General features: G+C 67.9%; 26 protein-coding genes. 12 read left to right on the top strand and 14 right to left on the bottom strand.

What is annotated here, in order from left to right; genetic code table 11:
• Window positions 1-8 precede the first annotated feature (8 nt).
• Window positions 9-251 (top strand): hypothetical protein, encoded by a 243-nt coding sequence (locus tag J2X34_RS20670; protein ID WP_429519538.1) that lies wholly within the window; start codon window positions 9-11, stop codon window positions 249-251.
• Between the two features lie 113 nt (window positions 252-364).
• Here J2X34_RS20670 and J2X34_RS20665 read toward each other — a convergent pair whose 3' ends face one another.
• Window positions 365-970, bottom strand: a complete 606-nt coding sequence (locus tag J2X34_RS20665; RefSeq protein ID WP_429519534.1) for a helix-turn-helix domain-containing protein — start codon at window positions 968-970, stop codon at window positions 365-367.
• A gap of 217 nt (window positions 971-1,187) precedes the next feature.
• Here J2X34_RS20665 and J2X34_RS20660 point away from each other — a divergent pair, with 217 nt between their 5' ends.
• Window positions 1,188-1,688 carry a DinB family protein gene (locus J2X34_RS20660; RefSeq protein WP_114724506.1) on the top strand — a complete coding sequence of 167 codons (501 nt, stop codon included), beginning with the start codon at window positions 1,188-1,190 and terminating at the stop codon, window positions 1,686-1,688.
• 122 nt (window positions 1,689-1,810) lie between these two features.
• On the opposite strand, the gene J2X34_RS20655 is transcribed toward J2X34_RS20660, so the two are convergent.
• Window positions 1,811-4,156 (bottom strand): ATP-binding protein, encoded by a 2,346-nt coding sequence (locus J2X34_RS20655; RefSeq protein ID WP_429519527.1) that lies wholly within the window; start codon window positions 4,154-4,156, stop codon window positions 1,811-1,813.
• 241 nt (window positions 4,157-4,397) lie between these two features.
• On the opposite strand from J2X34_RS20655, the gene J2X34_RS20650 reads away from it, so the two are divergent.
• Entirely contained in the window at window positions 4,398-4,679 is a 282-nt protein-coding gene (locus tag J2X34_RS20650; RefSeq protein ID WP_429519523.1) for an SDR family NAD(P)-dependent oxidoreductase, read from the top strand.
• Between the two features lie 77 nt (window positions 4,680-4,756).
• On the opposite strand, the gene J2X34_RS20645 is transcribed toward J2X34_RS20650, so the two are convergent.
• Together J2X34_RS20645 and J2X34_RS20640 are read right to left on the bottom strand one after the other, a co-directional pair.
• Window positions 4,757-5,182: a GNAT family N-acetyltransferase gene (locus J2X34_RS20645; protein ID WP_254622533.1), complete on the bottom strand. Its 426-nt coding sequence runs from the start codon at window positions 5,180-5,182 to the stop codon at window positions 4,757-4,759.
• A gap of 233 nt (window positions 5,183-5,415) precedes the next feature.
• On the bottom strand, window positions 5,416-5,991 hold the full coding sequence (locus J2X34_RS20640; protein ID WP_429519676.1) for a pentapeptide repeat-containing protein: 576 nt from the start codon (window positions 5,989-5,991) through the stop codon (window positions 5,416-5,418).
• A gap of 170 nt (window positions 5,992-6,161) precedes the next feature.
• Here J2X34_RS20640 and J2X34_RS20635 point away from each other — a divergent pair, with 170 nt between their 5' ends.
• The gene (locus tag J2X34_RS20635; RefSeq protein WP_181818974.1) at window positions 6,162-6,758 is read left to right on the top strand and encodes a TetR/AcrR family transcriptional regulator; all 597 of its coding nucleotides are present in this window, start codon (window positions 6,162-6,164) and stop codon (window positions 6,756-6,758) included.
• 13 nt (window positions 6,759-6,771) lie between these two features.
• On the opposite strand, the gene J2X34_RS20630 is transcribed toward J2X34_RS20635, so the two are convergent.
• Entirely contained in the window at window positions 6,772-7,902 is a 1,131-nt protein-coding gene (locus J2X34_RS20630) for a lipase family protein (protein WP_429519516.1), read from the bottom strand.
• A 186-nt stretch (window positions 7,903-8,088) separates the two neighbouring features.
• Between J2X34_RS20630 and J2X34_RS20625 the strand changes: the two genes are divergently transcribed.
• The gene (locus J2X34_RS20625) at window positions 8,089-8,424 is read left to right on the top strand and encodes a hypothetical protein (protein WP_429519512.1); all 336 of its coding nucleotides are present in this window, start codon (window positions 8,089-8,091) and stop codon (window positions 8,422-8,424) included.
• 31 nt (window positions 8,425-8,455) lie between these two features.
• Here the strand turns inward: J2X34_RS20625 and J2X34_RS20620 are convergent, their stop codons facing one another.
• On the bottom strand, window positions 8,456-9,892 hold the full coding sequence (locus J2X34_RS20620) for an amidase (RefSeq protein ID WP_429519508.1): 1,437 nt from the start codon (window positions 9,890-9,892) through the stop codon (window positions 8,456-8,458).
• A gap of 119 nt (window positions 9,893-10,011) precedes the next feature.
• Here J2X34_RS20620 and J2X34_RS20615 point away from each other — a divergent pair, with 119 nt between their 5' ends.
• Window positions 10,012-10,989: a helix-turn-helix transcriptional regulator gene (locus tag J2X34_RS20615; RefSeq protein ID WP_429519505.1), complete on the top strand. Its 978-nt coding sequence runs from the start codon at window positions 10,012-10,014 to the stop codon at window positions 10,987-10,989.
• A 29-nt stretch (window positions 10,990-11,018) separates the two neighbouring features.
• Here the strand turns inward: J2X34_RS20615 and J2X34_RS20610 are convergent, their stop codons facing one another.
• The 6 genes from J2X34_RS20610 to J2X34_RS20585 all read right to left on the bottom strand — a co-directional run bounded on the left by J2X34_RS20610 (window position 11,019) and on the right by J2X34_RS20585 (window position 17,357).
• A complete protein-coding gene (locus J2X34_RS20610) occupies window positions 11,019-12,923 on the bottom strand; it encodes an alkyl/aryl-sulfatase (protein ID WP_429519500.1) in 1,905 nt (634 codons plus the stop codon).
• 55 nt (window positions 12,924-12,978) lie between these two features.
• Window positions 12,979-13,302 (bottom strand): SHOCT domain-containing protein, encoded by a 324-nt coding sequence (locus J2X34_RS20605; protein ID WP_114724498.1) that lies wholly within the window; start codon window positions 13,300-13,302, stop codon window positions 12,979-12,981.
• 15 nt (window positions 13,303-13,317) lie between these two features.
• Window positions 13,318-13,743, bottom strand: a complete 426-nt coding sequence (locus J2X34_RS20600) for a DUF6325 family protein (protein ID WP_114724510.1) — start codon at window positions 13,741-13,743, stop codon at window positions 13,318-13,320.
• 80 nt (window positions 13,744-13,823) lie between these two features.
• Window positions 13,824-15,605, bottom strand: coding sequence for an MOSC domain-containing protein (locus J2X34_RS20595; protein WP_429519493.1), 1,782 nt, complete (start codon window positions 15,603-15,605; stop codon window positions 13,824-13,826).
• Window positions 15,606-16,062: 457 nt separating this feature from the next.
• The gene (locus tag J2X34_RS20590; protein WP_429519491.1) at window positions 16,063-16,656 is read right to left on the bottom strand and encodes a hypothetical protein; all 594 of its coding nucleotides are present in this window, start codon (window positions 16,654-16,656) and stop codon (window positions 16,063-16,065) included.
• A 71-nt stretch (window positions 16,657-16,727) separates the two neighbouring features.
• On the bottom strand, window positions 16,728-17,357 hold the full coding sequence (locus J2X34_RS20585; RefSeq protein ID WP_429519488.1) for a TetR/AcrR family transcriptional regulator C-terminal domain-containing protein: 630 nt from the start codon (window positions 17,355-17,357) through the stop codon (window positions 16,728-16,730).
• A gap of 171 nt (window positions 17,358-17,528) precedes the next feature.
• Between J2X34_RS20585 and bioB the strand changes: the two genes are divergently transcribed.
• The 4 genes from bioB (at window position 17,529) to J2X34_RS20565 (ending at window position 21,834) form a co-directional block, all read left to right on the top strand.
• Complete coding sequence (gene bioB / locus J2X34_RS20580) at window positions 17,529-18,542, top strand: biotin synthase BioB (RefSeq protein WP_429519484.1); 1,014 nt, start codon at window positions 17,529-17,531, stop codon at window positions 18,540-18,542.
• Window positions 18,529-18,777, top strand: a complete 249-nt coding sequence (locus J2X34_RS20575; protein ID WP_114724492.1) for a hypothetical protein — start codon at window positions 18,529-18,531, stop codon at window positions 18,775-18,777. Before bioB ends, J2X34_RS20575 begins: the two co-directional genes overlap by 14 nt.
• A gap of 11 nt (window positions 18,778-18,788) precedes the next feature.
• The gene (locus tag J2X34_RS20570; protein ID WP_429519477.1) at window positions 18,789-19,343 is read left to right on the top strand and encodes a DUF2567 domain-containing protein; all 555 of its coding nucleotides are present in this window, start codon (window positions 18,789-18,791) and stop codon (window positions 19,341-19,343) included.
• A gap of 178 nt (window positions 19,344-19,521) precedes the next feature.
• Window positions 19,522-21,834 (top strand): FdhF/YdeP family oxidoreductase, encoded by a 2,313-nt coding sequence (locus tag J2X34_RS20565; RefSeq protein WP_429519476.1) that lies wholly within the window; start codon window positions 19,522-19,524, stop codon window positions 21,832-21,834.
• Here J2X34_RS20565 and J2X34_RS20560 read toward each other — a convergent pair.
• Window positions 21,812-22,522, bottom strand: coding sequence for a lysophospholipid acyltransferase family protein (locus J2X34_RS20560; protein ID WP_429519474.1), 711 nt, complete (start codon window positions 22,520-22,522; stop codon window positions 21,812-21,814). The two genes, J2X34_RS20565 and J2X34_RS20560, sit on opposite strands and share 23 nt — an antisense overlap.
• Window positions 22,523-22,586: 64 nt before the next feature.
• Between J2X34_RS20560 and J2X34_RS20555 the strand changes: the two genes are divergently transcribed.
• Window positions 22,587-23,177, top strand: a complete 591-nt coding sequence (locus J2X34_RS20555; RefSeq protein ID WP_429519472.1) for a TetR/AcrR family transcriptional regulator — start codon at window positions 22,587-22,589, stop codon at window positions 23,175-23,177.
• A gap of 66 nt (window positions 23,178-23,243) precedes the next feature.
• On the opposite strand, the gene J2X34_RS20550 is transcribed toward J2X34_RS20555, so the two are convergent.
• Window positions 23,244-24,299: a beta-ketoacyl-ACP synthase III gene (locus J2X34_RS20550; RefSeq protein WP_429519470.1), complete on the bottom strand. Its 1,056-nt coding sequence runs from the start codon at window positions 24,297-24,299 to the stop codon at window positions 23,244-23,246.
• Window positions 24,300-24,384: 85 nt separating this feature from the next.
• On the opposite strand from J2X34_RS20550, the gene J2X34_RS20545 reads away from it, so the two are divergent.
• Window positions 24,385-24,969, top strand: coding sequence for a TetR/AcrR family transcriptional regulator (locus J2X34_RS20545; protein ID WP_114724487.1), 585 nt, complete (start codon window positions 24,385-24,387; stop codon window positions 24,967-24,969).
• The last annotated feature ends 105 nt before the right edge of the window (window positions 24,970-25,074 follow it).

Here is a 25,074-nt window from a genome sequence, read left to right as displayed (position 1 = left end):
GAGCCGACGTGGCGCTCGATACCGGCGGAACCAAATGGAGCGTTGTCGGCCCGGAGGAACTACGACGGATCAACCGACAGACAGGTGACGCCTCGACAGTCGACCTGTCCGGCCCGAGCAGAATCGGCGTCGTCCACGACGCGACGCCGAATCCCTACACCGACCCGATCAACGCCGACATCGTCGCTGCCATCACCGTCGACCCCACACGCCCGCGGACCGTGCACCCACCAACCGAGACCGCGGACTAGGGCGGACAGAGCCACTCACCGATGCGGGATACGGCACACTTTTCACCGGCGCACCGGAATTGGGCGCGCCTACCGCATCCCAGCTTCAAAGGCCTGCGCGGGCGAGGTGGCGCTCATCGCTGGATCGCACTGCGAGAGGAACGATGCGGGTCAGCGCCCACGTGCGCACGCATTCCGTGCGGGCCGAACAGGATCAGCAGTTCGACCACGCCGCCGTCCGCACTGCCGAGCCAGTGCGGTAGGGACGTATCGAACTCGGCGGCCTCACCGGGCGGCAACGTCATGTCACGATCGCCGAGCACGAGCCGCAGGCGACCGTTGAGCACATACAGCCATTCGAAACCGTCGTGAGTCTTCGATGTCGGTTCGAGCGGTTCCGGCTGAGTCGGGATGATCATCTTGAACGCCTGCACCCCACCCGGCCGCCGGGACAACGGCACGAAGATCATCCCGGCCCGTCGGATCGGCCTCAGGTGGATCCGGGGGTCGCCGGTGCGCGGGGCCCCGACGAGATCGTCCAGCGGAATGTTGTAGGTACGGGCGAGAGGCAGCAGCAATTCCAGCGTCGCCCTTCGCTGCCCACTCTCGAGCCGCGACAGCGTGCTCTCCGACACCCCGGTGCTCACCGCGAGGTCAGCAAGGGTGAGGCCGCGTTCGCGGCGCAGCGCACGCAGCCGCGGACCCACCACGTCCAGAACATCGTCCGTTTCGCGATCCACGAGACCACCTTGCCAGAACCGCAAGATTGCGTGCCGGTTCGATGCGTTCCCGGCGAGACTGGGAGTGTCCCGACCAGAGGAGCAATTCGATGAGAACCACGGATGCGGGCCAGCCCCGCCGGATCGCGACCGGACGGGATGGCGAAACCGCCGAGGTGACCGATCTCGCCCTCCTCATCCGCCGTACCGCCTGACCAGACCCAGGAAGGAGGCCACCGTGCCCACCAACTCGCCGCGTAAGCGCCGCAGCGACACCCCACCGCCGCGATCCGGATACAGCGAGACCGAGACCCTCCGTGCTTTCCTCGACTACCTCCGATCGGCGATTGCCGCGAAGGTTGACGGCGCACCCGAACCGCAGGTGCGAGAAGCAGCAGTGCCCTCGGGCACGAACCTGCTCGGACTGCTCAATCACCTGACGTTCGTAGAGCGCGCGATGTTCCTCGGCGACAACGTGACCGACTGGCAGGCGACGTTCCGGGCCGTGCCAACGGACAGCGTGGTCGATGTCGTTGCCCGCTACCGCGAGACCGTCGCAGCCGCGAACAAGATTCTCGACGAGTGCCCCGACCTCGGCTCACCCGTTCCGCGGGTGCGACCGGGACGCCCCACCCCCAGCGTCCGCTGGGCACTGACCCACATGATCGAAGAGACCGGCCGCCACGCCGGCCACGCCGACATCCTCCGCGAACTGATCGACAGCACCACCGGGCGCTGACTTCAACGAACCTCCAGGACCGACGCCGAGCTGTACCCGGCCGCCACGCCCGCTACCAACGTCGCGGCCGGGCACGTCCAGGGCGTCACGGCATCTCCCCGTCGTCGGATCAGAGCCTCGGATCAGAGTTGTCGATGCTGCTGGTTCTCGGCACTCCAGGCCGCGATCTGCGTCCTCGAGGTGAACCCGAGCTTGGTCAGGATGTGCTCGACGTGGCCCTGGGCGGTGCGGGGTGAGATCACCAACATGGAGGCGATCTCCCTGTTGGTCAGGCCTTTCGCGACGAGTTCGGCCACCTCGGTCTCGCGGCGAGTCAACACCGGTGTGACCGGTGTCGTCCGGGGCTGGTCGGCGGTGTGGTCGCCGAGTGCGTAGGCGACGGCCTCGCCGAGGCTCATGTCGGCACCGGTGCGCAAGGCCACGCCGTAGGCGCGGTCCCCGAGTGCCTCGCGGGTGGATTGCGCGCACTTGTCGTGGTAGCCGAGCAGGTAGGGGAGGGTTACCGAGGCGCTTCCCGCCGTCCGCGCGAGGGTCTCGGCGGCGCCCATCAGGACCGCGGCACCTTTCGGATTGCCGCCGCGGATCGCGATCCAGGCCAACGACTCCAGGCACCAGCCGGTCATGACCTGGACATGGATCTGCCAGATCAGCCGCAACGCCTGTTCCGTCAGGGCTGCTGCCCGATCGAGTTCTCCTGCCCGGAGCGCTATCACGCCGAGAGCCCACAACGAGTACGCCCGGAAATAGGACTCACCCCGCGGCGTCGTGATCTCGAGTACCCGCTCGTGACAGGCGACGGCCGTCCCCTCGTCCCCCAGCAGCCCGCTGACGAGTGCAAGGGAGGGAAGGGAACCCAGCAGTATGGCGGTCCGGCGCCAGGATCGACCCAGATCTGGGTCGCTCGTGAGTGCGGCCCGGAACGGCTCGACCGCCGCGGCGAGGTCTCCACGGAACACGGCCAGATACCCGCTCGCGTAGTTCGCGATCTCGATCGACTCGGCAACTCCCAATTGCTCTGCGAGCGAGCAACATTCCGTCACCCTCGCCGCGGCCTCGTCGAGTTGGCCCTGCATACCAGCCAACAGGCTGTCGAAGTACGACATCACCACGCGCTCCTCGGCCTGCATGATGTCGGAGCTCGTCAGACAGCGGCCCATCCAATGCCGGGCCTCCGTCAGCAGACCCCGGCACGACCAGAACAGGAACATGGCGTTGACGATGCGCGCGCTGATATCCGGATCGGAAGCGACGACCGCGTCGGTCAGACTGAACGCCAGGCAATCGCGCAGGTTCGGCTGTTCCCGATCGAGTCGGGCGATCCACTGCGTCTGGTGGGGGCCGATCCAGTCGGACGCGGCCCGCAGTACCAGTCGTTCGTACCAGTCGAGGTGCCGCCGCAGGAACCAGGCGTAGTCGCCGGATTCGCGCAACCTCTCCCTGCCGTACACGCGGATCGTCTCGGCCATGCCGAGGCGCACAACCTCCCCGACCTGCTCCCGGACCAGGATCGACTTGTCCACGAGCGAGGCGACCGCATCCAGGAAGTCGTCTGCAACCAGCTCGTCTGGGCAGATGCCCTCGGCGGCATCCAGTTCGAAGCTGCCGGCGAACACCGACAGCCAGGTCCAGAGCTTCTGCTCCCGTTCCTCGCACAGGTCGTAGCTCCAGTCCACACACGCCCGCAACGTCTGTTTGCGGGTCGGTGCGACCCGAGAACCGGCGGTCAGCAACTGGTACCGGTCCGTCAGGCGTTGCAGGATCTGCTCGGCTGACATCGCCCGGATCCGCACCGCCGCCAGCTCGATTGCCAATGGCAGCCCGTCCAGCCTCCTGCAGATTCCCGCCACTGCCGCGCAGTTGGCCTCGGTGAGCGCGAAGTCCGGACGGCCCGCGGTGGCCCGCGTGAGGAACAGTGTGACCGCCTCGTACTGGGGCAGCGCCTCGAGTGACGGGATCCGCTGCGCGTCCGGAACCGTCAACGGTGGCACCCGCATCACCTGTTCCCCGACCACCCCGAGGACCTCGCGGCTCGTCCCCAGGATTCGCAGCTCCGGACACGTTCGCAGCAGCGCCTCCGCCAACTCCGCGACGGCATCGAGCACATGCTCGCAGTCGTCCAGCACCAACAACGTCCGGGTGGGGGAGAGGTGATCGATCAGGTGCCGGGACGACGACCGGCCCGGCTGATCCGCGAGTCCGAGCGTGGCCGCCACGGTCTCGGCCAACAACGTCGAATCGTGCAGCTCGCCGAGCGCGACAAACCACACCCCGTCGGGGAATGCTCGCCGCGAGTCCTCGGCGGTCCGCACCGCCAGCCTGGTCTTGCCGACCCCACCGATGCCGGTCAGGGTCACCAGCCGCGAGGTCGACAGCAACCGCCGCGCCTCGGCCAGCTCACGGCGCCGGCCGATGAAACTGGTCGATTCCGCCGGCAGGTTTCCGCGCTCGGCTTTCACGGAGGTCGTCATCGAACGTCATCTCATCTCGCGAAACTCATGCATATGAAAACTACCCTCGGCAGTTCCCGACCGGCCGTTCGTGGTCACGTTGTAGCCGAGGTGAAACGCGGGCCCCGACAAGTCACTGGAACCACCGGTTGAGCGCTGATGGGCACTCTTGATGGCAGAGTCGCGCTGATCACCGGCGCGGGCCAGGGCGTAGGGCAGGGCGTCGCTGTCGCTTGGCGAAGGAGGGGCGAACATCGCGGTAGTGGGGCGCACGGAGAGCAAGCTGGTGGACACTTGTGCGGAGTTGACCAATTCGGGTGTGCGCGCCGAGCCGATCGCCTGCGATGTGAGCGATCATGACGCACTCGATCCGCTTGTGTCCAGGACTGTCGAATTGTTCGGCGGCGTAGACATTCTCGTGAGCAACGCGGTGTTCAGCGATTTGGGCGATCTGTTGGATGTCGACCTCGACCAAGTCGAGCGCTCTTTCATGGCCGGCCCGTTCGCATCCCTGCCACTGTTGCGGGCCTGCCACCCCATATGAAGAGGTGGGGGCGTTATTCCGGCATCTGCGGCTTCTCGAACAGACGGGCGCCGCAGCGGGCCGTCGGCGGTTGGCTGTCAGTCGTCAAATGGAAAGCGGTAGACCCTGGACTTGCGGGCCTGGAAGCCGAGACGCTCGTACAGTCGATTAGCTGCTGCACGATCTGGTCGGGAGGTGAGATCCACTGTCCGGGCACCCGCCTCCCGGGCGATCCGCAGGGCCTCCTGAGTGAGAAGTCCAGCGACTCCCTGGCCTCGCGCCGCACCGTCGACGACAACGTCTTCGATACGGGCCCTCGCACCGGACGGCAGGGGCAACAGCACCAGGGTCAGGGTGCCGACGACCGCATCAGATGTTCGGGCGACGAGCACGGTGTTGGCATCACAGGTCACCATCCGGTCGATCGCTTCGTAGTCGAGGGGCTTGGCGGTCGACGACAACTGCGGCAGCAACCTGCTGAAGGCATCTACGATCCCTTGACTCGCCTCCCGGATGATCTCCACTCGGACGTCCATGTCCGGGAGCTTATCCGGCGTCTGCCGCCCGTCTCGCAGAACCAGATTTCGCAGGGTTCGCGAGGGTTCCATATCCAGGACGGTCCACGCCTTGTGGGCCGAGCTCACCACTACTTCCGATGATCAACAGATTCAGCCGGCCATGCCTACGAAACGAGGTCACGGACTCTTTCGAGTCCTACGGTCTCTTCAGGATGCCGACGGGGAAGATACGCCCGCCGTCACTCGGCCACTGTGCCGTCCGGCAAGGTCGCATCGGTCAGATCGGCACCGTTCAGGACAGCGTCAACGAGGTTCGCGCCGGTCAGGTTGGCCTTGCCCAGATAGGTGCCGATCAGGGTGGCGCTCGTCAGATCGGCCTCCCCGAGGTATGCGCCGGTCATGTACGCGCCGGAGAGGTCCGCGCCGGTGATATCTGCATGTGCGAGGTAGGTTCTCGTCAGATAGGCCATCGTCAGGTCGGCGTCCCGCAGGTTGGCCCGGGTGAGATACGCGCCGGTGAAATTGGCGTCATGCGCGATTGCGCCGGTGAGATCGGCCCTCGTCAGGTTGGCGCCGACAAACTCGGCGGAAGTCAGATTCGCGCCTGCGAGTTCGGCATCCGTGAGGTCGGCTCCGGACATGTCTGCGCCGGTGAGATCGATGCCCGTCAGATTTGCGCCCGCCAGGCCCACGCCCGCCAGGTCGGCGTCGACGAGGCTGACCGTCTCTGAATCGCTGGAACTCCGTAGGGAATTCCAGGTCGCAACATCCGAGCGGAGTAGGTCGAGCGGATTTGCCTGCGATGTGGACGTCATTGAGCCCCCGTATCGGACGAACGTAGTAGCCGGTCGGCGTTGGCCCGGATCATGCGTCGGGCCGACCGTGCTCGGCATCTCGACCGGACGGTTCGACCACCACCGTCTAGTTGACGGCGTCAACTTAACTCGACTTGTTGACAGCGTCAACCTCCTCCTATTCTCTGGGCGTGCAGGAAAGAACCCGAGACACGCGCCGTGCCCTGATCGCCGCGGCCAGTGAACTCTTGGCGCGGGGTGGACCGGCTCACGTCACATTGCGGGCGGTTGGTGCCGCGGCCGACGTGTCGCGGACGGCTCCGTACCGGCACTTCCAGGACAAGGACGACCTCCTCAGTTCGGTGGCCGCCGAGAACCTGGCCTTCCTGAAGGCAGAGATGCAGCGTGCCGTCGCGGACACCACGTCGGCCACCGCCCCGCTGTTCCGTGCTTGCCTCGCCTACGTACGAGTCGCCTGGGAACATCCGAACCACTACCGACTCGAGTTCGGCGGCGACTATGCGATCAAGCCGAGCCGGGTGCTCGAAGATGCCGCCAACGACTTCAATCGGTACTTCCAGGAACTGGTCGTCGAGGCGCAGCAGAGCGGCACCCTCATCGCCGGCGAGGCTCGGGACGTCGGTCCGATGCTCTGGGTTCTGCTGCACGGACTGGCCATGTCCAATCACCTGGTCGCTGACCGAGCCTGCGAGCCCGAGGCGAGTTATCGGGTCGAAGACATGGAGCGCATTCTTGCTCTGGCGCTGACGAACCTGGCCCCGCGCTGAGCATCCGACCTACTCACGGCCCGAACAGGTTTCGGACGAAGGACAGGCTCTCGGGAAGTGCAGCCCGCATCGTCTCGATATGCCCCGTCGGGTACGTGCGGAACGTGACCGGTTGGCGGTTGGCGGCGAGTTCGGCCGCGAGCTTCAACGCCAGCGGAGCCGGCACCATCTCGTCCGTCAACCCCTGCCCGAGGAAGACGGGCCGGTCGTAGCCGGTCGTCGGGATCTCGAGCATGCCGCGAGCAGCGGCCAGCACTGCGGGATCGTCGAGCGGCCGGTTCACCAGATCGCCGATCGTGACGTCGTCCAGGTCCGTTGCCATTTCCTCGTAGCAGTCGGTTTCGGCTCGGGCGAGGGCGTCGATGCCGCGCGGTGTCAGGTATCGATCGATGTCGAGATCGGGTCGTGCCGCCCGGAGTCCGGCCAGGATGTACGAGACGAACACGGTGCTGCCGGTCAGTGGCAATCGGGGGAAGCCCGGCCCAACGAGCGGCGCCAGGTTCTCCAGGTTCGACGGCGCCCCGGTCGCGACCGCCCCGCGGTAGTCCAGTTCGGGTGCGTAGCGTGTCGCGATCGCCGCCGCGGCCATCGCGGACTGGCCGCCCTGAGACTGGCCCAGTGCCACCCACCGCGACGACAGGGACGGTTCGACCGCACGCGCAGCGCGCACCATGTCGACCACGCTGTGCGCCTCCGACGGACCGTCCAGGTACGGGTGGATTCCCGGCGTGCCCAGCCCCACGTAGTCGGTCGCGACGATCGCGTAACCCTGCGAGAGCCAGTGCGTGAGGTACGGACTGCCGACCGTCCCGGTCACGGTAGGAGCGCACTTGTCGGCGATGCCCACGGTGCCGTGCGCCCATGAGACCACCGGCCAGCCACCTGCGGGTGGATCACCGGGTGGGAGGAAGACCGCGCCGGTACTCAACGCGGGCCGGTTCAGTGGGCCGGTGGACCAGTAGGTGAGCTTCGATCCGTCGACGGCGCCGGGGATCCAGAACGACGGCGGCAGGGGAGTCACAGCGGTCACCGTGCCCGGCGCAGCTGCCGGGGTCGGTTGCTGTGCATGGGCGGGCGCCGTGGCAACGACCGCAGCGACGAGCGCGGTGACCATCAATGCTTGGCCGAGCCGTAGTCGGATCATCGCACCGCTCCCGGGGTTCGTCCGCGTGTACGCCGACTCCCATTCTGCGCGAACCGGAGGTGCCGGCATACCGGTTCGACCATCTTCGGGTGCCGCTCCCGCGGTCGAGGAGCCGGTCTATTATCCGATACGCAGACGGGCGCAGCGTAGTTCGCGCGGCATTGTCATGGTGGTGGGGGTGGATTCATGGGGCCGGGAGAGTATCCGGGCGAGTACTCGGGGGAGTTGGTCGCAGCGCCGACGTGGCTGGTGGTCGTCGCGATGATCCCGATCCTGCTGACGATACTGGCACTCATCGTGTTCGCGTGGAAGGAATGGGGCGAACGTCGACGCGCGAGGTCGTCTCCCGTGCACGCGGCGGCGTGGGCGATGGAGCACGACGAGCTCGACCGCGCGATTCGGGCGCTCGCTGCCCGCGAACGTGAACTGCTGCTCGCGGGCGAGTTCGAGGCGGCGAACCGGACCGCCGCCGACAAGGACATCTGTGTCCTGGTCAACGAGCGCCGTCACGGTGTGGTGTGAGGCTGATTCGGTCCGGTCCGAGCGGTCGCCGTCAGTGCGCGTAGATCCCCGGGCGTCGAGCCGACCAGGGCATCGCCCGTTCCAGATCCGCGGCGAGGGCCAACAGGGTGGCCTCGTCGCCGTACCTGCCGACGAACTGAAGTCCGATCGGCCAGCCCGTGCCGGATTCGGCGAGCGGCAGCGAGATCGCCGGATTGCCGGTCGCGTTGAACAGTGCGGTGAACGCGCTGTACTCGAAGATCCTGTCGTACCAACCCCGGGCGTCGAGGGAGGCGTCGTCGGCGTCGAGCTGCCCGAGCGGGACGTTCGGCTGCGCGGTGGTCGGCGTCAGGAACACGTCGTACCCGGTGAGGAACCGCGCGACCTCCCGGCGGGCGACGTTGAACTGGTGCTCGGCGGCGAAGATGTCGCGCGCGCTCAGGGAGGCGCCGTACTCTGCGCACGCCAGCGTTGTGGCCTCGAGGTGCTCGCGGCCCGGAGCCGTGCCCGTCATCTCGGCGGCCGTGGTCACGATGTCGCCGAGGAAGCTGCACCACGCGTCGAGGTTCGCCTTGTCGAACGCCGCGGCGTCGATGCGCGGCGCCGCCTCCTCGACGTGGTGGCCCAGGTCCGCGAGTCGGGCGGCGAGGTCGGTCACGGCCCGTGCACACTCCGGATCGACCGTGCGGCTCGCGTCGTACGGGACGGTGGTGAACGCGATCCGCAGCGGCCGTACGCCCCGGGTGATCAGTTCGCTGAACGACGCATCCTCCGCGGGGAACAGGTACTTGTCGCCGGGTTCGGATCCGTGCACCGCGTCGAACAGCGCGGCGCAGTCCCGCACCGTGCGCGTGACGGCGAACTCGATGCCCAGTCCGAGCAGCGGGTCGCCGTGGTCGGGGCCGACAGTGGTGCGGCCCCTGCTCGGCTTGAGGCCGACGAGTCCGCACGCCGCGGCGGGGATGCGGATCGAGCCGCCGCCGTCGTTGGCGTGGGCGAACGGCAGCGCGCCCGCCGCCACCAGTGCCGCCGATCCGCCACTCGATCCGCCAGGGCTGCGCGTCGGATCCCACGGATTGCGGGTGGGCCCGCCGTAGGCGAGCGCCTCGGTGGTGGCGTTGAAGCCGAATTCGGGGGAGGTGGTCACCGCCATCGTGGCCAGGCCCGCGCGGCGGAACCGTGTCATCAGGTCGTTGTCGTGGGGATGCTCGATCCCGGGCCCGAACAGTCTGCTGCCGTTGCGCTGTGGCACCCCGGCGGCGTGCGTGATCAGGTCCTTGATCGCGAACGGCACACCCCGGAACGGTCCCGACGCGTCGTGGTCGAGTGGCTGGGCGAACCGCTCGCCGGCGACCGCACCCAGTTGCGGCTCGACCTGGTCCAGTGCGGCCGCGGCCGCGACGTGCACCTCCGCGGCGCCCACCTCTCCCGCTGCGATCAGTGACGCGAGTTCGGTCGCATCCCGCGCGGCATAGTCGGCGATATCCATGGCATCCTCCGTGGCTCGTTGATCGATGGAGGAGCGAACGTACGTCCGCCGTGCGGTCCGGGGATCCGTCGATCGACGGACGCGGCGGGGTCTTCTGTGACGTAGGGCATACTGCCGCCATGGACACGACGGTTGACCGGTTGGGGGCGGCCCTGTGCCTTCGGGCGGCCGTGACCTCGGGGTCGCTCGACGCGGGTTCCCCTGGTATCTCCACCGGTCGGGTCCTGTTCGAACTCGCCGCCGCCGTTCCGTACAGGCACGCGGTGCTGTCGTGGTGGGACCCTGTCGCAGGCGCACACGTGACCAGCGCGAGCCTCGGCTACCACGCCGATTCCGTCGACGTCGTGAACCACTGCATGCCGCGGCACCCACTTTTCCGGCAGTTGCGGGACACGCGACTTCCCATGCGACTCTTCGACGTCCCCGAGGCGATGCGTTCGGGACCGGTGTTCGATCGGGTCATTCGCTCGCACAACTACAGCGACGGGCTGAGCCAGTGCCTGCACACGCGGGACGGTCGCTACATCGGGATGCTCAACATGAGTACCACCGACGGACAGCGATTCGACCAGCAGTCCGTCGTCACGGTCACCTTGCTGAGCGACGTGCTGGCGGAGGCGCTCGACCCGTTGGCACAGCCCGGCCCGTCCCCGCGGGTAGGTCCCGGAGACGCCGCGCTGGTCGTCGATGCCGACGGCTCGGCACGGGCGCTGACCGGTGACGCCCCGGTCGTCCTGTTCGGCCCTGGCACGACCGGGGGTCGACTGGCCGGCGCGGTCGCGGCGTCGGGACGGGCCGCAGACTTCGTCTTCGTCGGTGCGGGCTCGGTGCTGTGTGTGCGAATGGAGCCGGTCCGGCGCGGCGGCACCCTGGTCGCGTGCCGCCCGGGTAACCCGCCGATGGAACTGACCGGGCGGGAGGCGGAGGTGCTCGCGCTGCTGCCGACGGGCGCCTCCAACGGTGCGATTGCCGCGCGGCTGCGGATCGGCCCCGCGACGGTGGCCACGCATCTCGAGCGGATCCTGCGCAAGATCGCGGCGCCCAACCGCACGGCGGCCGCGGCAACGGCCGCGCGGTGGGGGCTGACGCCGATCTGATCGCCCGTCGGGTCGTGGTGGGGCCTCCGTCAGGGGGTGACGATCGCGAAGTTCGGGTCGGGTTCGTCGACATACCCCGCGAGTTCCACGAGGGTGGCGACGTCACCCTCGACGGCGATCCGGCCGTCGGCGATCGCCTCGCCCATGTTCACCCCACCGAGCAACGCGCCGAGCAGCATCGGCCGGGTGAGGGTGAACGTCGCGTCCGGGGCCGGCCAGTCCCTGACGGTGGCGTCGAGGTCGAAGTGCACCAGCAAGCCGTTGCGCAGCTGTGTGCGGTGCACGACGTCCTCGTCGGTGATGCGCCAGTCGATCACGATGTGCGCCGCCCACGCCCTGGGCCCGTCGATCCGCAGCGAGATCGCGTCGAACACCTGCTCCACCGACAGTGCGGCCGCGATGTCGGGCGCGGCGCTCGCCGTCGGGGTTCCGACGGGCCCGTTGCGTAGTTCGTACGCTCCGGTGAGATAGAAGTTGCGCCATGTCCCGTTCTCGGCGCCGTACGCGAGCTGCTCGAAGGTGTCGGCCTGCAGGGCCTTCGCCTCCACGTTGTCGGGTTCGGCGAAGACGACGTAGTTCACCACCTGCGCGACCCAGCGGAAGTCGCCGTCGGCGTATGACTCCCGTGCTTTCCGTAGCACCTCGGCCGACCCGCCCATGAACTCGACGTGCCGCCGCGCGGACTCCACCGGCGGGTGTTCCCACAGGTGGGCCGGGTTGCCGTCGAACCAGCCCATATAGCGCTGGTAGATCGCCTTGACGTTGTGGCTCACCGAACCGTAGTAGCCGTGCGTGTGCCAGGCGTTCACCAGCGCGGGCGGTAACTCGATCTCCTCGGCTATCTCGATACCCGTGTGGCCCTGGTTGATTCGTCGGAGAGTCTGGTCGTGCAGGTAGCCGTACAGGTCGCGCTGCAGCGAGAGGAACTCGGTGAGCCGCGCCGTCCCCCAGGTGGGCCAGTGGTGGGAGGCGAACAGGACGTCGGAGCGTGCGGCGTACCGATTGATCGACTCGGTCAGGTACTTCGCCCACACGTGCGGGTCCCGTACCAGGGCGCCGCGCAGCGTCAGCAGATTGTGCAGCGTGTGGGTTGCGTTCTCGGCCATGCACAGTGCACGCAGATCGGGGAAGTGGAAGTTCATCTCGGCCGGCGCTTCGGTGCCCGGCGTCATCTGGAACTCGATTCGAACCCCGTCGACGTCTTCCATCTGTCCGGTCGCCGTGACGTCGAGCGTGGGAGTGATCAGGCTCGGGGTTCCCGTCGACGTGGTCTGCCCCAGCCCGGCCCCGACGGCGCCGTGGGGTCCACGCGGCAGTGCGGCGCCGTACATGTACGCGGCCCGGCGTGCCATGGCGGTGCCGGCGAAGACGTTCTCCTCGACGGCGTGCTCGACGAAGCCGACAGGCGCGATGATCGCGCAGCGCCCCGCCGCGACGTCCTCCTCGGTGGTGACGCCCTTGACCCCACCGAAGTGGTCGATGTGGGAGTGCGTGTAGATCACCGCGGTCACCGGCCGGTGACCGCGGTGCTCACGGTAGAGCGCGAGTCCGGCCGCGGCCGTCTCCGCCGAGATCAACGGGTCGATGACGATGACGCCGGTCTCGCCCTCGATCAGTGTCATGTTCGACAGGTCGAGGCCGCGAATCTGGTAGATCCGCTCGGCGACCTCGAACAGGCCCTGCCGCGCGACCAGCCCCGACTGCCGCCACAGGCTCGGATTGACGGTCGGAGGGCAGGACTCGGCGAGGAAAGCGTAGGAATCGTTGTCCCACACCACGGCTCCGTCGGGTGCCGTGACCACACCGGGACTCAGCGCAGCGACGAAGCCGCGGTCCGCGTCCGCGACGTCCGCATCGTCGGAGAACGGGAGCGCCGCCGACGCCCGGGCATTGGCTGCGGCGATTGCAGGGGCGGCACCCTCGTTCTCCGTCATGTGGACATCCTCTCGTCAGGCCATCGACACGAATTCAGTTGTTTCGTCGGATCTTTCAGGCGAGGAGCTGTGCCTTCGCCGCGGCGAACTCGTCGTCCGACAGCACACCGGACTGGTGCAGCTGACCGAGTTGCTGCAGCTTGGAGACCAGGTCGTCACCCGACGGCGCGGCGGGCGGTGGCGGGGGCGCGGGCTGGACGGCGGCCACCTGCTGTGCCGCGGCCTGCTGTTCGGCGTATGCCTGCTGCTCCGCGGCCCGCTGCTGTCCGCGGCGGTTCACGGCGTTGGACGTGGCCTGCGCCGTGCCCGCGATGACCGCGGTGCGCGCGACGGTGCCGAGCAATCCGGGACGACCCCTGCGGCCGGCTCGAAATACCATGTGGCTCTCCTGTTCCTAGAGTGCTGCTTCGACCGCGGAGATCACCGCGTCGCGGGGAATCTGGACGTGCAGTGCGACCTCGCCGCCGGCGCCGCGGACCGTCGACGCGAGTTGTCGCGCCCACGTCTCCTCGTAGACGATGATCGCCGCGGAGCTGCCGGGTTCGAGTGAATCGCGTACGACGTCGAGGTCCTCGTCGCTGATGAGCGACTTCGCCTCGATCGACAGGATTGCCAGGCCGACGTCGTCGAGGTCCTCGTCGACGTCCACCTGGGTGACGTTCCCGTCGGCGTCCTTGGCGAGGTAGACGAGATCGAGCAGCGTCACGTAGCCGCGGTCGACGACGTCCTGCAGCGCAGCGACCGTGGCGTCGTCGACGCGAGCGCCGGGGAATGCCAGTACGACCAGTTCGACCGGTCCGATGTTCGATGTGTCACCCATGACCGTGAGCCTGCCACCATTGCCGCACGGACGCCGGACGTTCGACGGATGTCGTGTCCGCATCGAGCGGATCGTCCGGGTCAGAGGTCGATGACGACGTCGTCGCGGGGCGTCGAGCAGCAGATCAGAACGTCGCCGGAACCGGGCGGGTCCACCGGATCCGGGTCGTAGTCGACGTCGCCGTTCATGATCGCGGTCTCGCAGGTGTGACACACGCCGGTGCGGCACGACCAGCGAACGGGGACGTCGCAGGCCTCGGCGAGTTCGAGGATGCTCGCGTACCCGGTGGAGTCGAACGGCACCGTGAGGCCACTGCGGGCGAAGGACACTGCGAGTCCCTGCGTCGGCGGTCCCGGCGGAGCGTGCGGTGGCGCAGACGGGGTTGCCGCGATGCCGGGGGTGATACCCGGGCCCGCGCCGAAGATCTCGGTGCGTATCCGCTCCGGACCGAGGCCCAGACCGACAAGGGCGCCGGTTACATCGTTCATGAATGCGGTGGGTCCGCACAGGTAGGCGGTGGCATCGCGTGGGGGATCGATTCGGGTGAGCAGTTCGGCGTCGATGTGCCCGGTGTCCGTGAAGTCGATTCCGGGGCGGTCGGTGGCTGCGGGCCTGCTGTAGCAGACGTGGAAGTGGCTGTGGGGCAGGTGGTTCAGCTGCTGCCGCACCTCGGTCGCGAACGCGTGTTCGTCGCGGCTGCGGGTGCCGTGCACCCACCACACCTCGCGGCCGGATTCCTCGTCTGCGAGTGCACGCAGCATCGCCAGCACCGGGGTGATCCCGACCCCGGCGGACACGAGCAGTACGGGAGTCTGCCCATCGGCCAGGAAGAACGTTCCTCGTGGTGCAGCGGAGGCGAGGTCGTCGCCGACCTGCAGTGCGTCGTGCAGCTTGTTGCCGACCACACCGCGGGGCTCGACCTTGATGCTGATCCGATAGGTGGGAGCGCCGGGCTCGCCGGACAGGGAGTAGCTCCGCACCAGCGCCGATTCGCCGTCATCGGACGCGATCTTCACGGTGAGGTACTGCCCGGGCCGTGCGGCGGGAAGGTCGGAGCCGTTCGGGTCGGCGAGCACGATGGAGAACACGCTGTGGGTCTCCTGACGGATGTCGGTGACGCGCAGACCGCGGAAACCCGGCCAGGCGGGCGGTGGTCCGGCCGCGGCGGGACTGAGCCCGACGTTGCCGCCGCCGGGACGGTCGGCCTGTCGGAGAAGTGAACGGAACGAGGTCTGCCAGCCCGGGCTCAGAGCCTCGATCCGGAGCGCCTGCTCGAGCTGTTCCCGGGGATGGTCCGCGGTGTACAGCAGGCGATCCGCGTCGACCACCGTGAGGGATTCGGGGCCGTCGGCGATCTTGACGATGTCCTGTCCGGCCTGCACGGTCCCTTCCTCGATGACGCGAAGGTAGAAGCCGGGCCGGCGATGCGCGACGAGGAGTGCGGCCATCCGCGGCTCGTTCATCCGCAGCCCGACCCGATAGCAGGTGACTCGCGGCTGGGTGACCTCGAAGACAGCCTCACCGATGCGATAGCGGTCGCCGATGCAGACGTCGTGGTCGGCGAGGCCGTCGACGGTGAAATTCTCACCGAACTGACCGTGGACGAGGTCGTCGCGCCCGAACTCCTGCTCCCAGTGAGCGTACGAGTCGAGTTGATACACCATGACCGCGCGCATCTCACCGCCGTGCCCGGCCAGGTCGCCCTGGCCGTCCCCGTCGACGTTGAGGCGTCGAACCCTGACCGGTCCGGACACCGGTGACTTCCAGATTCCGGTATGAACGGTTTTACCGCGCCAGGGCACGTCCTGCGGCATTCCCACATTGATCGAGACCAGACGCCCGGTGACGGCAGGCTGTCCCATGTCCCCGACGCTAGTAGTCGTCGACGCGGTTCAGCGGTGAAGAGCGCGATCCGAGATGAACGAGCAACCTTCGCCGTGCCGAAGACGTTTCACCCGTGAAGGGTTCGACGACGCCTCCTGTGGTACGCATGACCACATGGGGGAATGGGTGGGGCGGGAGATGTCGATCGCGATCGGCTCGGGTGCGGTGTGCGGAGGTGTGGTCGTGGCGGCGGTCGGCGGGCGCGCTTCGCGTCGTGTTCTGCGGCCGCGGTATTCCTGCTGATGTCGATGTCCTCGATGTGGGTGCTGTCCACGTCTGCAGGTGAGGCGTCGATTGTGATGCCCGGTGTCGCAGTCGGTTTCGCGGCCGTGACCTTCGTCTGCACGCTCGCTCTCGCGCCGCGATCGGCATCGAAGTCCGAAACTGCACGTGCGCTGTGGATTCCGCGGTGATGCGCGCCGTCGGGCCACGGCGTCATGCGGAGGGGATCACGTTGTTGATTCCGCAGGGGTCGTTCTCGCTTGTCCGGAACGTCGCCACCGGCGTTCCGGACTCGTCGAGCACGGTGTATTCGTCGAAGGTGTAGATAAACAGGTAATCACCCCCGGGGCCGCATCGGTGGCCCACGTCGGTCGAATCGGGCAGCGACAGAATGATCTCCTGTACCTCGTCGGCATCGGCGATGCCCGATGCCGGGTGTACGAGATCGGTTCTGTCCTGTGCACTCCTCGAGTAGTGGCAGCGCCGGAGGGACACACCCGAGGACGGCTCCTGCTTGTAAGCGAGAAGCCATTCCTTTCCGTACAGCTCGTCGCGCTGCTTCGGCACCACATCACATCCGTCTGATCCTGTGGTCGTGTCGACGGCCGCCGATTCCGTCTCGCTCGCAGAGGGTGCAGGGGTCGGGCCTCCCGACGTGCAACCGGCGAGCAGCAAGGGGGAAAGCCCTCCCGCGATGGTCAGACCGACATGCATCGCGGCCCGGCGCACCGCGGTGCGAGTCTGGAACCGTTCGACTGAACTCATGATCGGCGACAGTAACGGGCCGCAGGGCGCCGCCCTCGCCATTCGGCGGTGAAAGGAACTCGGGCGCAGACGGAATTGCGATTTTTTCCGAATGTAGGGGCGGGCGCGGGCGGTCAGGCGCGGGCCGCAGGCTCGCCGAGTCGAGCCCGGACGCCGTCGATGAACAGGCCGAGACCGAAGTCGAAGCGGACGGCCGGATCGCCGTCGAGGAGTTCGTCGTCGGAGCCGAGGTCGGCGCCCGTCTCGGTGTCGGGCGAGGCGGGGGACCGAGTGAGTGCGCCCATCGCCTCCAACTGTTCGCGGGACTGCTCGTCGACGGTGTGTCCGAGCACGAAGTACAGCAGCGTGTAGGCGGCGAGCTCGGCGTACGGACGGGGCAGGCCGGCGCGGATCCCGGCACCGACGAAGCTCTCGCGGGCCAGGTTCGACGTCATCCGCGACGCGTAGGTCGCGGCCACCAGTTCGGCGCCGTCGCGGTGGGCGAGCAGCGCGCTGCGCAGGCGGTGGGCCAACTCCGCGATGCCGTCGTCCCACTGCGTCGACGACACCGGCGCGTCGACGTCCTCGAGGATGCGGTCCGCCATCGCCCCGAGGAGGGTCTGCTTGTTGGGGAAGTGCCAGTAGAGCGCGCCGGGCTGGACGCCGAGCGAGGTCGCGAGTCGGCGCATCGTGAGGTCGGCGAGGCCGTACTCGTCGAGGATCGCCATGGCGCCGTCGAGGACGTCGCCGCGTCGTAGCTGCACTGACTTCTCCTACTTCGATCGGCCGTTCGAGCGGGTTTCCTTTGACACTAATCGACCGCAGCTCTAACGTGAACGCCGTTCAACTTGTACGGCGTTCAATTCGTGACGTCGATCATGTTGCTGTATCCGTCCGGCCCGCTCCTGCGGGCTGTTCGAACCCGAGGAGTTGCAGTGACCCAGGCCCCCGAGCGGACCGACATTCTCGCCACCGCCCGTGATCAGGTGCTCGAGCGCGGCGAAGCGCTGTCGCAGGACCAGGTGCTCGAGGTGCTTCGGCTGGGCGACGACCGGCTCGAGGAGCTGCTGGCCCTGGCGCACGACGTGCGGATGAAGTGGTGCGGTCCCGAGGTCGAGGTCGAGGGAATCATCAGCCTCAAGACCGGTGGGTGCCCCGAGGACTGCCACTTCTGTTCGCAGTCCGGTCTGTTCCAGTCCCCGGTGCGGTCCGCGTGGCTGGATATCCCCAGCCTGGTCGAGGCGGCGAAGCAGACCGCCAAGACCGGTGCCACCGAGTTCTGCATCGTGGCGGCGGTTCGCGGGCCCGACGAGAAGCTGCTGGCCCAGCTCGCCGCCGGGATCGAGGCGATCCGCAACGAGGTCGACATCCAGATCGCGTGCTCGCTCGGCATGCTCACCCAGGAGCAGGTCGATCAGCTCGCGGCCATGGGTGTGCACCGCTACAACCACAATCTCGAGACCGCCGAGTCCTACTTCCCGAACGTCGTCACCACCCACACGTGGGACGAGCGCTGGGACACGCTGCGGATGGTGCGCGAGGCGGGCATGGAGGTGTGCTGCGGCGGCATCCTCGGCATGGGGGAGAGCGTCGAGCAGCGTGCCGAGTTCGCGGCCAACCTCGCCGCCCTCGAACCCGACGAGGTGCCGCTGAACTTCTTCAACCCGCGTCCCGGCACGCCCTTCGGGGATCTGGATGTGCTGCCGGCGAGCGAGGCCCTCAAGTCCGTCGCCGCCTTCCGTCTCGCGCTGCCGCGGACGATCCTCCGGTTCGCCGGTGGACGTGAGATCACTCTCGGTGACCTCGGGGCCAAGCAGGGCATGCTCGGCGGAATCAACGCCGTCATCGTCGGCAACTACCTGACGACCCTCGGCCGCCCCGCCGAGAGCGATCTGGATCTGCTGGTGGATCTCGAGATGCCGATCAAGGCACTCAATGCCACCCTCTGACGTTGTGAGCGAGGCCGGTGCGATGGGCGACGAGCGCTACAACCCGTTCACCGGGCACCGAATCGTCGTCGGTGTCGATGACGAGGTGCCCGCGGCGGCACAACTGGGGCTCGAGCCGCCGCGATTCTGTGAGCAGTGCGGTCGACGGATGATCGTCCAGGTCAGCCCGGACGGGTGGTGGGCGAAGTGCTCGCGCCACGGCGTCCTCGACTCCGCTCTTCTCGGACGCAGGTAACGTCGCACGATGTGACGACATCTCGACGCCCGCGTCCGCGCGCAGCCCTGCGGATCGTGTGGTGGCTCGCCATCCTCGGCGCCGCGGCAGGTGTCGTGTGGGCGTTCCTGGCGCCGCCCGTCCGGATGCTCGTCGTCGCCGAGGACCGGGGCGTGGTGCTCACCACGGAGAGCCTGCACCGCTTCGACGCGATCGCGATCTTCGCCGGAATCGGCTTGGTTCTCGGGGTGTTGTCGGCCGTCGCGGTGTGGGGGATGCGCCGCTCCCGGGGTCCGGCCGCGCTGGCCGCGTTGGTGGGAGGTTCCGGGCTGGGCGCGGGCGTCGCGGCGCTCGTGGGCATGGGTGTCGCGCAGCTGCGCTTCCCGGACGTCGATTCCCCGACCGTCGGTGACGTCGTCGCCGCGGCACCGGGGCTGGTGACGCCGATCGTGCTCATCCTGCAGCCCCTTGCGGCCGCACTGATCTACCTTCTCCTCGTGTCCCTGAGCCCGTACGACGATCTCGGGATCTCGGATCACGAACTTTCCGAGGACGAATCGAAGCCGGACGTCCCCGTCGAGCGCTAGCCGGTCGCGGAGATCGTCTCGGCGAGGAGCCCTGCGCGGTCGGATCGGGTCCGGGCGGGCGGCCTTCGGGATAGACTCCTCGGCATCCGCCGCTGGCACCGTCCTGGCGTGCCATCCGGCTCTTCGTGAGTAGTCACCGAACCTCGACCGATCCGTTCGCGTCAGGAGCGTACCGATCATGAGCGCGGAATCCGAGAACGAGAAGACCGACCCGACAGCCGGCAGCAGTGGCGAATCAGCCCCCTTCCGGGTCCGGCCGTACCACCACCCGGCCGCCGGCTGGGGCGCCGCCAAGAGCGTGGGCCGCGTGCTCGCCCGAGAAGGTGAGTTCCTCGACGGGCCGCGAGGCATCATGCGGATGAATCACGAGGGCCGCGGCTTCGACTGCCCGGGATGCGCCTGGCCGGACGATCTCAAGGGCCTGCACCTGGACATCTGCGAGAACGGGATCAAACACGTCACCTGGGAGATGACCCACAAACGAGTCGGCAGAGACTTCTTCGCGGCGCATACCGTCGGCGAGCTGTCGCGGTGGAGCGACGCCGCTCTCGAGGATCAGGGCCGTCTGACCGAGCCGATGCGGTACGACCCGGACACCGACCGCTACGTTCCGATCAGCTGGCCGGATGCCTTCGACCTCGTCGGCCGGGCCCTGCGTGAACTCGACGACCCCGATCAGGCGGCCTTCTACACCTCGGGCAGGCTCGGCAACGAGGCAACGTTCCTGTATCAACTCCTGGCCCGCGAACTCGGCACGAACAACCTGCCCGACTGCTCCAACATGTGTCACGAGGCGAGCGGCCGCGCCCTGCAAGCGTCCCTCGGCACGGGCAAGGGAACGGTGGACCTGAAGGATTGGGAGGTCACGGACGCGCTGTTCGTCATGGGCGTCAACGCGGCCTCCAATGCGCCGAGAATGCTGACTTCACTTGTCGAGGCCTACAAGCGGGGCGCTCAGATCGTGCACATCAACCCGCTGATCGAGGCCGCGGCCCGGCGCGCGATCATTCCGCACGAGTTCCTGGCCATGGCTTCCTTCCGATCAACCCCCACCAGCACCTTGAACCTGCAGCCACGCATCGGCGGCGACATGGCGCTGCTCCGTGGGATGGCGAAGGTCGTCCTGGACGAGGCCCGCACCGACCCGAAAGCTCTCGACACCGAGTTCATCGAGCGCCACACCTCCGGGTTCGCGGAGTACCGGGCCCTGTGCGAGGCGACGTCGTGGGAGGAGATCGAGCACCAGTCCGGGGTCGCTCGCGCCGATATCCGCAAGGCGGCGCTGGTCTACTGCGAGGCCGACCGCAGCATCTTCAGTTGGTGCCTGGGCGTCACCCAGCACGATCACGGCGTCGACACCGCCCGCGAGATCGTCAACCTGCTGCTGCTGCGTGGAAACCTCGGCAGGGAAGGCGCCGGGCCCTCACCGGTTCGGGGTCACAGCAACGTCCAGGGCAACCGGACCTGCGGTATCGATCATCGTCCGACGGGGGAGTTCCTCGACCGGCTCGCCGCGGTCTGCGAGATCGACCCGCCCCGACGCCACGGACTGGACACCGTCGGCACCATCGAAGCCATGCACCGCGGCGACGTGTTGGTCTTCGTCGGCATGGGCGGGAACTTCGCGCTGGCCGCTCCCGACACCCCGTACACCTTCGCGGCGCTGCAGAAGTGCCGACTGACCGTGCACGTGAGCACGAAACTCAACCGCAGCCACCTGGTCCACGGCCGCGATGCGCTGATCCTGCCCTGCTTCGGTCGCACCGAGAAGGACCAGCAGCGCGCCGGTGTCCAGGCGACGTCGGTGGAGGACTCGATGAGCATGGTGCACCTGTCGATCGGGATGAAGCGGCCCGCGTCCCCGCACCTGTTGTCCGAGCCGGCTATCGTCGCGGGCATCGCCCGCGCCGCCCTGCCCGACAGCGCCACGCCGTGGGAGCGGTACGTCGAGGACTACGACCGGATCCGCGACACCATGTCCCACGTGCTCGACGGATTCGAGGACTTCAATCGACGAGTGCGCCTGCCCCTGGGCTTCCGCATCCGCCAACCCGCCCGCGAACTGGTCTTCGACACCCCCTCCGGGCGGGCCGAATTCTCCACCGCCACACTGCCGGATGTCGTCCCCGCCGAGGACCGGCTGGTCCTCTGCACGATGCGCTCGCACGACCAGTGGAACACCACCATCTATTCCGACAACGATCGCTACCGTGGTGTGAAGAACCTGCGCACGCTGATCTTCATGAACGCCGACGACATGCGCGAGCGCGGTATCGGCAAGTTCGACGATGTCGACATCACCAGCATCGCCCGCGACGGCAGCACGCGCTCCCTGCACGGCTACACCGCCATTCCGTACGACGTCCCTCGTGGCAGCGCGGCCGGGTACATGCCCGAGATGAACGTGCTGTGCGCCATCGGTGACTACAGCACGCAGAGTGACCAGCCGCTCATGAAGAACGTCAGGATCACTGTTCGGGCGGCGTCGTGACCCGATCGGAACGCTTGTAGTCCGCGGCGTACATCTCGACGTACTCCTGGCCCGAGTGGCGGTGCAGGACGCGCATCAACTCGTCCGTGGCGGACCGCGCCGGGTGGGGTGACCCGTCGGTGGGGCCGAGCCCGCCGTGCTGGCGAGACAAATCGACCGGTGGGCAGATCGTGATCCGCACTCGGCCGGGCCGCCACGCGCGGGTGCCGGGCGGGTTGACCGTGTCGGTCCCACGGACGACGACCGGAACGACCGGCGCACCGGTGGCCAGCGCAACGCGCATCACGCCGGTCTTCCCGCGATACAGCCGTCCGTCGGGCGACCGGGTCCCTTCCGGGTAGATGCCCCACACGCCACCGGACTCGAGGATGTCGCGCGCGGCCCGCAGCGCGCTCGCGGCGGCGTCGGCACCGCCACGGTCGATCGGGACCTGCCCGGATGCGGTGAAGAACCAACGGAGAAACCTGCCCTTGATCCCCGTGCCCGTGAAGTACTCGCGCTTCGCCACGAAAGTGATGCGGCGCCGGACCATCAGCACCAGGAAGAAGGAGTCCACGGCCGCGAGATGGTTGCCCGCGAGGATCACCGGACCGCTCGTCGGGATGTGCTCCGCGCCCTCGATCGTCGGCCGACCGAGGACCCGGAGAACGGGTCCGATCAGCACGTATTTGAACAGTCGATACCACACAGCAGCCTCCTGTTTTCCGGCCCGCACTCGAGTAGACAGTGTCTACCCGCTTGATCGTAGCGCGATGGTAGACACTGTCTACATGGAGACGGTGCGTTCGCTGCGTGACGAGTTGGTGTCTGCCGGTGTCGAATTGCTCGAGGCGGCGGGGGCGTCCGGCGTCAGCCTGCGGGCGATCACCCGGCGGGCCGGGGTGTCACACGGAGCGCCGCGGCGCTACTTCCCGACGCACAACGCTCTGCTCGCCGCGATCGCTGTCGAGGGATTCTCGGACCTCGCGGTGCGGCTGCGCCCGTCGCTCGACGGATCCAGTGTCCCTGCGCGAGATCGACTCGTCGCGCTCGGGATCGCCTACGTCGAGTTCGCCCGCGACCGGCCGGCGATGTTCGAGCTCATGTTCCGGCACGACCTGCTCGAGGGTGCCGGGGAGAACCTGCGCGCGACGACCCTGCCACTCTTCGCCGCACTGCACGGGCTCGTCGAGGACGCGTCGAACGACACCGACGCGGGCGATCGCGCACTTGCCATCTGGGTGTCCCTGCACGGAACCGCTGTCCTCGTGGCGAACCGGAGTCTGCAACTGGTCGCCGGCGATGCCGTGCTCGAGGGTCTCGTCGGGCGGGTGATCGGTGCGCACCTGGTGCCGCCGACCTGAGGGCGCGCTGTTCCCGTTTTTGATCCCCGAGCACCGCATCCGGCCTTGTCCGGGGCGACTGGGACGCTATCCGAGCCCGTCACCGGTCGCGATCGGGGGTAGTTGGACGACCTGTCCGGCATAGGCCAGTCCGGCGCCGAAGCCGAGCAGCAGCGCCGTGTCGCCGCGGCGGGCCTGGCCGGAACGCAGAAGCTGTTCCATGGCCATCGGGATCGACGCCGCGCTGGTGTTGCCGGTTTCGGCAATGTCCCGAGCGACCGCGACGGTATCGGGTAGTCCCAGTGTCCGGATCAGTGCGTCGGTAATGCGACTGTTGGCCTGGTGCGGCACGAAGGCGTCCAGGTCGTCGGCCGCGACACCGGACTTCTCCAGTGCGTCGCGGCACGCCTTCTCCAGGAAGGTGACCGCCCAACGGAACACGGCCTGACCGTTCATCCGGATGTACGGCCGTTCGGTGCGGCCCCCGTCGGCTTCGGCTGCCTCGACCTCGGCGAAGTACTGCTTGAAGTCCTTGTCCTGCTTGATCGCCGCGGTCTGGCTTCCGTCCGAACCCCACGCGACCGGACCGATTCCCTCGGCGTCGGACGGACCCACCACGACCGCGCCGGCACCGTCGGCGAAGATGAACGCGCACGTCCGGTCGGTCGGATCGAGCAGGTCGGACAGCCGTTCCACACCGATCACCAGGACATGGCGGGCCTGCCCTGCGCGGACGAGACCCGCGGCGTTGCCGAGCGCGTAGCAGAAGCCCGCGCACCCGGCGGAGATGTCGTAGGCGGCGGTGTCGTGCATACCGAGTTCCGTCGCCACCACCGCCCCCGCCGACGGCCCCAGCACCATCTGCGACGAGGTGGCCAGCACGACCGCGTCGATCTGCTCGGCCACCAGACCCGCGGCGGCGAGCGCGTCGCGGGCGGCCGCCACGCTCATCGAGACGATGGTCTCGTCGGGCTCGGCCCAGCCACGGGCCGTGATTCCGGAACGGGTCCGGATCCATTCGTCGGAGGAGTCGATGCGGTCGACGATCTCGGAGTTGGGGACCACACGTCGCGGCCGGTACACGCCGAGGCCCAGAAGGGCTGCGTGGGCGACGGGCTGTGCGGTGGCGATGGGGGCGGGCACGGCATCCTCTCCATGTGGACCGATCGGTTCACATGCTTCAGATCTAACATGAACCGATCGGTCCACACAACCGAAAGAGGCTCGAATGACCACAGCACGCCCGCGCGCTCGACTCCTCGCGAGCACCATTGCCATGGTGCAGGAGCTCGGGGTGCACGGTGCCGGACTGGCGGAGCTGCTCAAACGCAGCAATACGTCGCGGAACTCGCTGTATCAGCACTTCCCGGCCGGAAAGAGTGAGGTCGTGGAGACGGCCACTCGGATCGTGTCGAGGGTCGTCGGTTCGCATCTGAGTGCGATGGCTGAACGGCTGCCGACCGCGCCGTCGATCGACCGATGGTTGGACGACCTGCTCGCATTCTGGCGTGATCCTCTCGAATCCAGTGACTACCGTCTGGGCTCGTTCATGATGGCGGCGGCGTTGGACGAGCTCGATCCGGCGGTCCAGTCCGCCGCCGGACACGCGTTCACCGAGTGGACGGCATTGCTCTCCGGCGGCATGGTTCGGAGCGGGCTCGACAACTCGACCGCGCGTTCGATGTCGGGACTGCTCTTGTCGGTCATCGAGGGTGCGATCGTCCAGAGTCGCGCGCTCAAGTCGAGTGAACCCTTCGCCGCGGCACAGGACCAGCTCGGTCTGCTGCTGGGGCATCACCTCGCACCCCGCTAGGGGGCACGCTCTAGACGGTATGTAGTGACACACGACTTGTCGTGAGTTCACTCCAAGTGGTCGGCGTCCCTCGGTTGGTGAGGATGTGGCCGGCGTGGGGGTCGA

The organism is Rhodococcus sp. BE178 (assembly GCF_050433545.1).
In the GTDB taxonomy this organism is placed as follows: Bacteria; Actinomycetota; Actinomycetes; order Mycobacteriales; family Mycobacteriaceae; genus Prescottella.
The sequence above is the reverse complement of the archived record's forward strand: the minus strand, read 5'-3'. Positions and strand labels throughout refer to the sequence as shown.